At 46.7% G+C, this 12,050-nt stretch carries 11 protein-coding genes and 1 pseudogene; 4 read left to right on the top strand and 8 right to left on the bottom strand.

Annotated elements, in window-relative coordinates:
- Positions 1 to 893 (bottom strand): annotated as a pseudogene (locus tag RID09_RS31535) (RNA-guided endonuclease InsQ/TnpB family protein); the annotation flags it as partial.
- Between the two features lie 17 nt (positions 894 to 910).
- Complete coding sequence (locus RID09_RS31530; RefSeq protein ID WP_446339873.1) at positions 911 to 1,147, bottom strand: helix-turn-helix domain-containing protein; 237 nt, start codon at positions 1,145 to 1,147, stop codon at positions 911 to 913.
- A 152-nt stretch (positions 1,148 to 1,299) separates the two neighbouring features.
- Between RID09_RS31530 and RID09_RS31525 the strand changes: the two genes are divergently transcribed.
- Entirely contained in the window at positions 1,300 to 1,425 is a 126-nt protein-coding gene (locus RID09_RS31525) for a hypothetical protein (protein WP_446339871.1), read from the top strand.
- 119 nt (positions 1,426 to 1,544) lie between these two features.
- On the opposite strand, the gene RID09_RS31520 is transcribed toward RID09_RS31525, so the two are convergent.
- Positions 1,545 to 1,997 carry a DUF2267 domain-containing protein gene (locus tag RID09_RS31520; RefSeq protein ID WP_446339869.1) on the bottom strand — a complete coding sequence of 151 codons (453 nt, stop codon included), beginning with the start codon at positions 1,995 to 1,997 and terminating at the stop codon, positions 1,545 to 1,547.
- A gap of 290 nt (positions 1,998 to 2,287) precedes the next feature.
- Complete coding sequence (locus tag RID09_RS31515) at positions 2,288 to 4,966, bottom strand: cation-translocating P-type ATPase (protein ID WP_446339867.1); 2,679 nt, start codon at positions 4,964 to 4,966, stop codon at positions 2,288 to 2,290.
- 329 nt (positions 4,967 to 5,295) lie between these two features.
- On the opposite strand from RID09_RS31515, the gene RID09_RS31510 reads away from it, so the two are divergent.
- Both RID09_RS31510 and RID09_RS31505 read left to right on the top strand, forming a co-directional pair.
- Positions 5,296 to 6,285: an adenosine kinase gene (locus RID09_RS31510; protein WP_446339866.1), complete on the top strand. Its 990-nt coding sequence runs from the start codon at positions 5,296 to 5,298 to the stop codon at positions 6,283 to 6,285.
- Between the two features lie 32 nt (positions 6,286 to 6,317).
- On the top strand, positions 6,318 to 7,430 hold the full coding sequence (locus RID09_RS31505; protein ID WP_446339864.1) for a matrixin family metalloprotease: 1,113 nt from the start codon (positions 6,318 to 6,320) through the stop codon (positions 7,428 to 7,430).
- A 205-nt stretch (positions 7,431 to 7,635) separates the two neighbouring features.
- Here RID09_RS31505 and RID09_RS31500 read toward each other — a convergent pair whose 3' ends face one another.
- The 4 genes from RID09_RS31500 to RID09_RS31485 all read right to left on the bottom strand — a co-directional run bounded on the left by RID09_RS31500 (position 7,636) and on the right by RID09_RS31485 (position 10,135).
- Positions 7,636 to 7,806: a hypothetical protein gene (locus RID09_RS31500; RefSeq protein WP_446339862.1), complete on the bottom strand. Its 171-nt coding sequence runs from the start codon at positions 7,804 to 7,806 to the stop codon at positions 7,636 to 7,638.
- Between the two features lie 34 nt (positions 7,807 to 7,840).
- Positions 7,841 to 8,791 carry a ribonuclease Z gene (locus RID09_RS31495; protein ID WP_446339860.1) on the bottom strand — a complete coding sequence of 317 codons (951 nt, stop codon included), beginning with the start codon at positions 8,789 to 8,791 and terminating at the stop codon, positions 7,841 to 7,843.
- 88 nt (positions 8,792 to 8,879) lie between these two features.
- Positions 8,880 to 9,455, bottom strand: a complete 576-nt coding sequence (locus RID09_RS31490; protein ID WP_446339858.1) for a DUF421 domain-containing protein — start codon at positions 9,453 to 9,455, stop codon at positions 8,880 to 8,882.
- 14 nt (positions 9,456 to 9,469) lie between these two features.
- Positions 9,470 to 10,135, bottom strand: a complete 666-nt coding sequence (locus RID09_RS31485) for a DUF389 domain-containing protein (RefSeq protein WP_446339856.1) — start codon at positions 10,133 to 10,135, stop codon at positions 9,470 to 9,472.
- Between the two features lie 350 nt (positions 10,136 to 10,485).
- Here RID09_RS31485 and RID09_RS31480 point away from each other — a divergent pair, with 350 nt between their 5' ends.
- The gene (locus tag RID09_RS31480; RefSeq protein ID WP_446339875.1) at positions 10,486 to 11,598 is read left to right on the top strand and encodes a SpoIID/LytB domain-containing protein; all 1,113 of its coding nucleotides are present in this window, start codon (positions 10,486 to 10,488) and stop codon (positions 11,596 to 11,598) included.
- The last annotated feature ends 452 nt before the right edge of the window (positions 11,599 to 12,050 follow it).

Genomic DNA, 12,050 nt, shown 5'->3' with positions numbered 1-12,050 from the left:
AATGCCATAAACTTCACACAATTGCTGCAATCGGTCTTTTAGTTTACCCAATGGCATTTGAACAAATTTTTGGTTGTTCAGTCTACCCATATTGGCATTATCTTTGAACCCCTCATTCCATCCTAGAACAATCGTACTTATTTCCTTCTTTCCTGGTCGAAACCTGCTTATTCCAGTATTGATTAAATGCTTTCATGGCACGGGCATCAATTAGAAAAGAGTTGCCCCGAGTATCAACACAAGCAGCTAGATTGTCGGCTGTACCTAAATCAATTGCTAATGCTTGGTCGTCAATCCCCACGAATGTCTCCTGTTTGGGAATTTCGTAGGAAGCCTCCAGGTAAAAAACACCATTTTTAGGCAAAATAGTCCATTCCTTGACCTTAGCAATATCAAGGTTGCTTGGAGCAGGTAGCCTGAAGCTATCAATTCCGAACCAACGCCTAACGGTTAAACAAGCGTGAAAACTGAAGTTGACCATCAACTAGCTTAGGCTTCTGTCCTCCTGAATTGGGATAAGCTACCTTGAACAGCCTTGACCCTTTTAGATAACTGGGTGGCTTAGGCTTATTTGGTAATTGCCCTTTAAACCAAGCTTGACGCAACCCTTTGTAAGACCTGAACGCTTCAGCGACACTTAATAGGGTTTGCTGTGCGGGTGTTGAAGGTAGGGACTGGGCAATCTGACTCTTTCCTATACTGGGTTCGTAAATCAAATCAAACTTTCCAGTCAGGAGTTTATTTGTCTTGAAAAACGTTTGACGAGCAAAGTACACGCCCATGTTATAGAGTTTTCCTGACTGTTCGCAGAGATACTCCAGAACCGCTTTTGTCTCTTTGTCGGGATGCAGCAGCATTTGCTGTACCCCTCTAGGTTTCTTTTTCTTAGGCATTGCCGAACTACGCTCTCTTACACTTGTACTCCCTCAACATCGTCTTTCTCCCACTCAATCTCTATTAGTTCACTAATACTCCTGAGCCCAAAATATTTGCAGAGCGTCTTGACTGTGTGGTTGTCGATCCGATCAAAGTGGTTTCGACACAACTTACCTACGGTCGTGGGGCTTAATCCCGTTTGAGCCGCTAAAGTTTTTTGATTTAAGCTTTTCTGTTTCATTAACGTTGGCAGCTTGCTGATCACTTTCATGTCTTTATACTACCATCACATGGTACTACGATGTCAATATCGTAATTAACTGTTGCCGCGATACTATTATCGTGTTATCTTTAAGGCATAGAGAAGGCGCCCGTCTACCAAACTGAAGCGCCTTCTCACCCCATTTACGAGGTTCTTCGATTATGCCAAATCCAATCACACTTGATCGCGAAGTCGCCTACGTCCTAGCCCTTGAAGCCAAGCTAGAAGCCGACTATAATGGGGGTTGTTTTTGTCAGCACCGAAGCCATTCAGAGATACATCAATGACCCTCACCACACTTAAAGGGGGTAGGCGACTAAAGTCGCTACCGCGCATTCCTCTCCGGTCTAAAGACACGGACTTTCCTGCGACGGAGGATCTTTTATGAAAAATGACAAATGACTAACTACGCTTGCTGCCACATTTGCTGAATTTTAGGCGGTAAAAACTCAGCAATTTCTTTAATTCGTTCCTGAGACAACTCGTCTTTTGTAGCGGAAAAGATAGCTTTGACCACGGTTTCTGGGCTGACTCCTTTTGGCAAGCTGGCTTCTTGACGAATGCGAAACAAGAAGGTATCAGCATCAAAATTGAGAGGTGGACGAATTCGACTCAGAAAGCTGACAACTGGATTGGTATCTTTCCAAAGATCGGCAATTTCTTGTTGCTGTTCTTCGGCTGGAGTCGGCACAGAGTCATCGTTTCGGCGCAGTTCTGATTCCACCCGATCCGAAGCGTCTGTGTTCATTAAGTCGCGCATGGTGCGGAACACTACCTCAGTAACATCGCGGGCGTCGTAGATGTCTTCTAAGTGACCCTGCTTTTGGACTTTTTCTAAGAATTCTGTATGGTTGGGCATCCTATTCTCCTTGTGTTTCAGGTTACGGTTGGGGACAATTTAATGTCCTAGTTTCCCAGTTTTATGTGTGTGAATGTGCCGATAAATCTGAAAAACAATTTTTGTGAATTTCACCTTATTTTGAGTATTTTTCAGTTTCTGGTTTAACACTTTACCCTAAGATAGCAGCGTTAGGGCTGACATCTACCTCAAGAGGCATATTTCATCGTCAGGGAAAGGGGAACAGGGGAACAGGGCAATTGTAAAAACCTTGTCATTTGTCATTTCACGGGGGTTTGGTAACCAAACCCCTACTTGGCGATTATTTTGGCAATTTGCCCAATGACTAAGGGAACTAAACTCATTCCCAGGATGAGTAACCAACCTTGAAGACTAGGGGCATGAGTTTGCAGGATATCGGAGAGGATAGGTAGATAAATAGCAGCGGCGAGGAATCCGGTACAAAGGATGAGTGCACCCCAGACGTATTTATTTCGGGTGACTTCGTTAACCAGTACACCTGCTCCGGGATCGCGCATATTGAAGACATGCCACAACCGGGAAAAGGCAATAGTCATAAAGGAAATAGTAACAGCTTGATTTTTTTCCAGTCCTAACCAGTTGAATGCGAGGTAAAAGGAACCCAGAACAGGCGCGGCGATGATTAGCCCATATCCCACGATCGCGAACCAGTGACGTCTAGTTATAATCGACTCCTTGGGGTCACGAGGGGGTTGTTCCATGAGAGTGGGAGATCCTTCACCCACACCAAGGGCGAGGGCGGGAAAGACATCATTAATGATATTCAGATATAAGATTTGCAGGGGCAAGATCGGTAAGGGAACATTCACTAACGAGGTAGCGGTGACTGCAATAATTTGACCGACATTCCCCGACAGCAGATAAACCGTGAACTTACGAATATTATTAAAAATCGCTCTCCCCTGTTCCACCGCCGCGACAATGGAGGAAAAGGCGTCATCCTGAAGCACCATATCCGCCGCCTCTTTTGCCACCTGGGTGCCTCGTTGTCCCATGGCGACACCAATATCCGCTTTTTGTAGGGCGGGGGCGTCATTGACCCCATCCCCCGTCATTGCCACAATTGCCCCGGCGTCTTGGTGCAAGGTAATCAGGTTCAATTTTTGTTCTGGAGATACCCGGGCAAAAATCGGGGTTTTGACTAAGCGTTCACGTTCCTCGGGAGAGGATTCTTTGGAGCTTTTTAAGTCTTTCCCCTGCACCACATCCGCTTGTTCATTATCGGTTAAGCCCACAGCGAAACCAATATTTCGGGCGGTTACGGGTTGATCCCCTGTCACCATAATTACCCGAATTCCCGCGTTTTGACATTCCTCAATTGCCGCCCGTACATCTTGGCGGGGGGGATCAAGTAAGCCAACGACGCCTAAAAAGGTTAGGTCTTCGTAGGGTTGAGCATCTTCACTATCCACCGTTTTTTGTGCCAATGCCAGAATCCGTAACCCTTGCGCGGCGAGGTCATTGTTGCGTTGCTTCCAAAAGTCGCGATCGCGGAGTTCTTTTTCACCCTCTGGGGTTAAGATACGGGTACAGTTCTCTAAGACGGCTTCCGGTGCGCCTTTAACGGCAAAGCGATAATTACCATTGCTTTTGTGCAGCGTCGCCATCATTTTGGTGTCGGGATCAAACGCTTCTTCCCGCACTTCGGGCATCTTTTCTAATAATTCTTCACGCTGGAGATCAGCTTTTGCCCCAGCAATTAACAGAGCAACTTCCATTGGATCACCGACAACTCGGCTTTCATTGGAGTCTTCCGGTTGCAATGCCGCATTATTACATAAGACGCCAACTTCTAAGGCGAAGCGGAGAATGTCATGCTCTAAGGGTTTGAGGGTTTTATTGTCTTGGGTGAACTTCCCTTCGGGTTCTAATCCCTCACCACTAATTTCAACATCACCGGAGTCGAGGACAATATGACTCACCGTCATCCGGTTTTCGGTTAAGGTTCCGGTTTTATCGGTACAAATAACACTAGTCGCCCCTAGGGTTTCCACCGCCGCTAGTTTATTAATCAAGGCGTTACGCTTTGCCATACGCCACATTCCTCGCGCCAAAGCAATGGTGGCGACAATCGGCAATCCTTCGGGAATCGCGGCTACAGCTAGGGCGACGGCGGTTTCCACCATCAGGCGAATATCTTTGCCCACGATAATGCCGGAAATGGCAATCAGGACGACAATAACTAGAGTGACCCAAATCAAACGACGTCCCAGTTGGTTCAGCCGTTTTTCTAGGGGGGTACGTTCCTCCGTGCTGGCTTCTTGGGCTAACTCAGAAATGTGACCTAATTCTGTCTGCATTCCTGTTGCTACAACTAGCCCTTCCCCGGAACCACGACTCAGGGCGGTGCCTTTGAACAGCATATTAGTGCGATCTGCAAGTTCCACATCCCCTTCTATGGGTTCTGTGGTTTTGCTGACAGGAACGGATTCACCCGTGAGGGAGGACTCATTTACTTGCATTTGGGAGGAGTCTGTCAGGCGCAGATCAGCCGGAATCATATCTCCACTTTCTAGGAGTACCATGTCTCCGGGCACCAAGTTTTCCGCGTCAATTTCTTGCATCTGTCCTTGGCGGCGCACCTTGGCTTTGCTGCTACTCAGACTTTGCAAGGCTTCCATGGAACGCACGGCTTGATATTCCATGAAAAAGCCAATGGCGGCGTTAATTAAGATGGCAAAAACAATAGCAATTCCCTCAATCCACTGAGAAAAGGCAAAGGATAAAATTGCCGCAATGGCGAGAATCCCAATCACCAGACTTTTGAACTGTTCGATCAGGATTTGTAATGGTCCGCGACGCTGAGCTTCTTTGAGACGGTTAGCGCCATATTGTTCACGTCGCTGCTGCACCTCGGCGTCAGAGAGTCCGTCATCGGCAGAAACATCCAGTTTTTTAAATAGCTCTGCTGATGAAATTGTCCACGGTTGGTTGGGAAGATCCGCCATAATTGATTTTGTTGTGATTAACCTTGTAACTCAGATTGGGCAAGGTTTGTGGGTATGGTGATTTGATATAGGGTAGGCAAGGCTAATCAGCCATAAACATAAATAATAGAGTTGTATTGCCCTTGTCCAATTTGGGGATTGAGCCAAGGGGTGTCAGATATCAGATATCAGCGCGATCGCCACTAAAGGATGACCCTATTAGGGTTATATACTGGAGAGTTATACGAAAGAATCCTCCTTTTGAAGGAAGATTAGGACTATAATTAGGAGCTTGGCTTTCCTGGGAAACCCATACCCATTAGGGACGAAGGATTTAGCCACGAATCAAGATGACTCAACAATACGATGTATATGGTCTCGGTAATGCCCTATTGGACATTGAATTAGAAGTTTCCCCAGAGTTACTCCAGGAACTGGACATTGATAAAGGGGTGATGACTTTAATTGAAGAAGATCATCAGTACAAGATCCTGAAACGCTTAGAGGGTAAGTCCATGAAGCGCGGCGGTGGGGGATCGGCGGCAAATACAATGATTGCCGTTAGCCAGTTTGGGGGTAAAGCCTTCTATTCTTGTAAAGTCGCCAATGATGAAGACGGACAGGTTTACCTGGGGGATTTGCTCCGCTTTAAGGTTGACACAAACCTGCAATACCATCCTCCTGAAGCTGGAATTACTGGTAAATGCTTGGTGTTTGTCACGCCGGATGCCGATCGCACCATGAATACGTTCCTGGGAATTTCCGCAAGCTTCTCAGAAGCAGAATTAGTCCCCGACGCGATCGCACAGTCCAAATATACCTATATTGAAGGGTATTTGGTGACCGGTGCTGCCAGTAAAGCGGCGGCTATTCAAGCCAGAGATATTGCCAAAGCGGCGGGTCAAAAAACCGCCCTATCCCTGTCTGACCTCAATATGGTGAAGTTCTTTAAAGATGGATTGCTCGAAATCATCGGTTCAGGCGTGGATTTCCTCTTTGCTAATGAAAGTGAAGCCCTAAAAATGGCGGACACTGAGGATCTTACGGTTGCTGTTGATTACTTCAAAGGGTTAACTAAGGGGTTTGCGATTACCCGTGGAGCGAAAGGATCGGTAATCTTTGATGGACAAGAGATAATCGAGATTGAGCCAGTACCTGTTAAAGCAGTTGACACCGTTGGCGCAGGAGATATGTATGCTGGCGCGGTTCTTTACGGATTGACTCATGGTATGAGTTATGCTCAAGCTGGTCAATTAGGTTCCAAAGCGGCGGCAAAGTTAGTCACTAATTTTGGTCCGCGCATGGACACCCAAGACACTCGATCTTTGTTGGTTGTTTGACACTCACTACCCTATAACATAGGAGAATTCTTATGGTTCAATCGAATACAAACCCGTTCAATGAACAAGAGCAATCAACGCTATCCATATCTGCTGACGAAGCAGGTAACTATTCCTATTGCTCACTCCCTGAAGTTGCCCCGCGTGACTTGTCAGGGATTGTCAATCGTAATCGTGCCAATCTTATACTATTTCTGGATCAGAAATGGGTGAACGGCACAATCTTACATTACTACTTCTTCGATCAGCCAAGGGAGTGGGCAACTACTGAGACTGAAAAAAATGTTGTCCGTAAAGCATTTGATGTCTGGAAGCAGGTGGGTATTGGACTGGAATTTAAGGAAGTCAAGTCACCAGACGAGGCAGAAATCCGGATTGGCTTCCTGCGCGGAGATGGTGCTTGGTCTTATATTGGCAGGGATATTCTAGCTATCGGGCGGGATGAACGGACAATGAACTTTGGTTGGGATTTAACCCGCTATCCAGGCGAAATTGACACCGCTATCCATGAGATTGGTCATACCCTAGGATTCCCTCACGAACACCAAAACCCTAATGCTGGTATTGTTTGGGATGAACAAGCCGTTTACGCCGAACTCGCAGCACCTCCTAATAATTGGGATCGGGACACCACCTATTACAATATCATTCGTAAAATTAACCCGGATACAGTGCAAGGGTCAAACTGGGACCCCGACTCAATCATGCACTATCCCTTTGGCGCGGGTTTAATTAAAGCACCACCCAAGTATAGAAATGGTTTAACTCCAGCACCTGGGTTATCTGAGAGGGATCAAACTTGGATCAAGACGTTTTACCCACCGTTAGGAGAGAAGGATTATACCGAACTTAAACCCTTCCAATCGGTTCCCTTAACCATCGCACCTGGGGAACAGATGAATTTCCGTATCCAACCCGAAGCGACGCGATCCTATACAATCCGCACCTTTGGCACATCAGACACGGTGATGGTTCTGTTTGAAGAGGTTAATGGCGAACTCCGTTATCTTACTGGGGATGACGATAGTGGCGAGGACTATAATGCTGAGATTCAGGTCAAGTTATTCCGGGGGCGTCGATATGTGTTGCGTGTCCGCCTCTACTATAGCGATCGCGCGGGAGAAACAGCCGTGATGATGTGGTAAATCTTCACATCTGGGGGCGTTTTGAGTGTGTAGGGGCGGGTTTCACTACTATCGTTTCTGACCTTACCCAGATGTGAGTAAACCCGCCCCGACTTGATCCTTCGCTTCAATGCGTTGAACATGGCGCGTAACCCAACGCCTGAATACTCCGTACTTACTGTGCTGAACTATCAGTTTTAATCGCTCATAAAGCTTGCCCTTTGCCTCATTCTTCATGTGCTTGTTTAAATCTCTCTAAAATCCCCGCGACAACAGCGTCCCCATCTAGTCCTTCCCCTCGATCAAGTTCTGCAATCCCTACATCAATCTTAGTCCGCGTTTCCTCTATCCATTGTTCATACTCACCCTGAAGCTTTTTTAACAAACGAAAAGCCATATCAATTACTTCCTCCTGATTAGCAAATCTCCCTCTATACCACCAACTCCGGCGCACGACGTCGGGGTATTTCATAAGTTAAGAAATCATACGCCAACTTTGTCTTTGGGAAAATGGCTTGTGCTTCCGCCAGCAAATCCTCTAACTCAATGTTATTTCCGGGTGCATAACGAGGGCTAAAATGGGTCATAATTAACCGCTTAACTCCAGCGCTTAACGCCACTTGTGCCGCCATCGTTGAGGTGGAATGCAACCGTTCAAATGCCAATTGAGAATCGTGATGAGCGAACGTCGCTTCATGAATCAACACATCAGCATCCTGGGCAAGTTCTACCGCTCCATCACAATAGACTGTATCCGTACAGTAAACAAATTTACGCCCAACTTCAGGTTCCCCACACAAGTCTTTGCCCTGAATTTTACGTCCATCAGTTAGGGTGACGGTTTCTCCCTGCTTAAGTTTGCCATAGATAGGTCCAGGTGGAATCTTCAATGCCTTCGCTTTTTCCACATCAAACCGTCCGGGACGATCTTTTTCAACAATGCGATATCCAAACGCAGTCACACGATGCTTGAGCGTCCCACAGATTACCGTATATTCCTCATCCTCGTAAATAATACCGGGGCTAACGGTGTGTACCTGAGTTGGGAATGAAAAACGGGTATGAGAGTATTTGCCGCAAGCTTTTAAGTAATCATTAAGACCAGGAGGACCATAAAGATCAACCCGATCAACATTACCCGCTAAACCACAGCTAGCCAGTAGTCCCATTAAGCCAAAGATATGGTCACCGTGCAAATGGGTGATAAAAATGCGGCGAAGCTGACTCGTTTTGATTTCACTGCGTAAAAGCTGATGCTGAGTGCCTTCACCACAGTCAAACAGCCAAAACTCTGCCCGTTGAGGGAGACGCAGTGCCACACTAGACACATTGCGCGATCGCGTTGGTACTCCGGAACTGGTTCCTAAAAACGTAATTTGCACAGGCTTGACCCTTGAACCTTGGTCTTTTGAGAGAGGCTCCCCTATTTATGTTACAGTTTTGCTGCGTGCGATCGGGGATTGAGTGTGATCAATCCAGTTCAATTCGCACAGTTTGCACACCCGCTGCCACAGACACTTCGATCGCCCTGGGTGGTTTAGGTTTGGGTATAATACTGATTTCACCATTGCTTTCTAGACGAGCCATTTCCACCTGAGTGGCTTCAGTGATTTTTCCCTTGAGACGCAAAGACGACTCTAAATCTCTGTAGCTGATATGACTTTTTCGCATCGCTTGGTAAATGACGTGACCCTCGCGAATTAAAGTTCGGGGCTTACCCTTCACCCAAACATCAAACCGCTCAACATGAAACGCCAGTGCTGACACTAGCCCATGCATTCCCACTAATACTAACGCCGCGCCTAGTGTTTCAAAATAGGGTGCTGCGCCATTAATGGCACGACTCAAGGTAGACCCCAGAACAACACCCAGCAGCACATCCATCGCCGCATATTTGCCGATAAAACGTCGATCACCTATCACCCGCACCATAATCAGTGCAGTCCCATAGATAACCGCTGCCCGTAATCCCATCTGCCACACATTGAGCGTTTGGGCTTCTAGCCCAAATGCCCAGCTAATTGTATCCCCAACTGTCTGAATCATCTTAATTCCTGACTTTAACTTGACGGTTCAGATCCGATCAGCAGCACCGTAATTATGCCCGCTAAGATAATTAACCCAACATTAATCGCCAGCAACTCTAAGCCACCAACACCTCGGAGAGGATCGTGGGACATAAAGGCGATCGCAGCCGCCGCTGCAGCGGGAACTAATGCTAAAGCAGCAACCGTTCCCACCAATGTATCGACTTTCTGCTTCACTAAAGCAATTGTCCCAGACACACCTGCAGCCAAAGCCACCACAACACTGTACCAACCGGGTTCTACCCGTTCTTCCAATAGGGGTTTATCCAGAAGATTGTCATGAGAGGGTAAAATCGTGCTGGTATTGAATAGCCATACGGTTCCCATAGCTAAAATTGTCGCCACAAATAGTCCCACTAGAGCAACAGTGAAACCGCGTAACGCCAGCCTGGGTTGACCTGCAACTAAGGCAAACGCGATCAATGATAGCGGTAGAAACGCTGGTGCAATAATCATCGAACCAATCAGAATTGGAATCGAATTAGTCAGCAAGGCAATGGCTGACAAAATGCCAGACATGCCCATTAACACTAAATAAGACGGGGAAAGCATTACCTCTTGTGAGAGTTGCTGGAGAATCTTGGGTTCAACCAGAGGTTGCTCTTGAGTGGGAATTAACTCGCTAGGTTTGTCAATCATTTTGAAAATAGGGAACAGGGAACACAGAACCGGGAATAGGACTCTAGGCAATAGGAAATGGGACGGGCGAGATTTCCTCGACAGGAGATTATACCGTTGGGATCGCCTCGCACTAGCCGATGAGCAAGAAACATGTTAAAAATATGCCTGTCAATCTTTTTACGGGATGTAATGGTAGCCAGAGAAAAATTTATTGGGCGGATTGCAGGATTCGAGTATCGGGAGCGCAATAATTTAGCTACTGCCAATGTTGGCAATTCAATCTCTGTTAATTATGAAACCGAGAATAGTCTTCGTGTGAGGAAGTTTTACAGATGACATCTAGACGTTTTCCCTTCATTATGGTAAAGATGCTTAGGATAATGAGTTGCTCTGTTAGCCGTCATTGGTGGCTCTCTTTTTTATTGTGGATGATCTTAGTCGGTCCCGCCCAAGCCGTAACGGAATTGCGGGTGGCGATTGAAGAGGGAGTCAGTCGCGTTAAGGTAGGAAGTTCAACCAAAGCGATTGTTCGCGATAGCGCCGGTCAGTCTGTGGGAGAACTTGCGCCCATGAATGGCTTTAATGCTCAATCTGGAGGAAGTCGAGTTAGTTTGGGTAGCTGGAGTTCAGGATCGCTGTGGATTGAACCAACTGAGGATGGTATGGTTTGGATAGGCGATCGCTGGTATCGGGGACGGACTCAATTAGTGGCGACAGGTGGGCGATTAACGGTGGTTAATCACGTTGACTTCGAGCAATATCTCTACAGCGTTATCGGCTCAGAAATGAGTCCGAGTTGGCCCCAAGAAGCCCTAAAAGCTCAAGCTGTTGCAGCTCGTACCTACGCCCTCTATAAACGAGCTGAATCAGGAAATAGCATCTACGATGTCGGTGATACGGTCAAGTGGCAAGTTTACAAAGGACTCGAAAGTGAAGCCGAAAGCACTCACGCCGCCGTCAATGCCACAGCCAGACAGATCATGACTTACGGGGGTAATGTAATTCTAGCTGTTTTCCATTCCTCTTCGGGTGGACATACAGAAAATGTAGAAGATATTTGGAGTCAACCTCTAGCGTACCTACGAGGGGTTCCCGATTATGATGTGGGAGCGCCTGTCTTTGAGTGGACTCAAACCTTTTCTGGTGGCGAATTGGGACGCCGGATTGGTGGGGTTGGGCGTGTCACATCTATGACACCAGAACGCACGACTCCCCATGGGCGGATTGTGACCATGCTAGTAAAAGGAACGGGCGGTAGTAAGCGGGTTAGTGGCAATGATATGCGTAAGGCGCTGGGACTGAAAAGTACCCTGTTTACAGTGAGTAATACGGGTGGCAGTTTTCAAGTCAGTGGTCGCGGGTACGGTCATGGATTAGGTTTAAGTCAATGGGGAGCGCATAATTTAGCGCAACAGGGTGTTAACTATCAACAAATTTTGAATCACTATTATCAACAGGCAACTATTTCTCAGGTTCCGTAACTCCAGAAAAAGTACCGCAAAAAGGGGAAAGATTAAGATGATTTCCCCTTTTTGGGTGGGGATGTATAGCTAGTAACGAGTAGGTTGGGAAAACGCAAGGAAACCCAACGATTATTAATTTATTGGGTTTGTAATTCAGCTTCGATGGGGGAAATCAACCAGTTCTAAAATTGTTACGCGGACTGTTTGTAGGGACGAGGAATGCGAACATCAGTGACAGCGCGACGTAATTATTGAACTTGTTGCAGAACTTTTTATCGGGTTGTGCCACATCAGTGGAGTGCGGTGATCATTGAGTCTTTTCTCATTTTATTTATAGCGCTTCGCGCTCGTCTATTTACAAATACTGAAACGCTGCGTCTGCTGCTTTATGAATATTAAATTCATGAAGAGGTAACTCTTTTCTGATGGCAGTCTTCACTTTTTGCCACCAATGTTCAATTGGGTTCAAA

It is taken from the genome of Coleofasciculus sp. G1-WW12-02 (assembly GCF_040219735.1).
GTDB lineage: Bacteria > Cyanobacteriota > Cyanobacteriia > Cyanobacteriales > Coleofasciculaceae > Coleofasciculus.
Note: the sequence above shows the minus strand (reverse complement) of the source record. Positions and strands in the feature narration are given on the sequence as shown.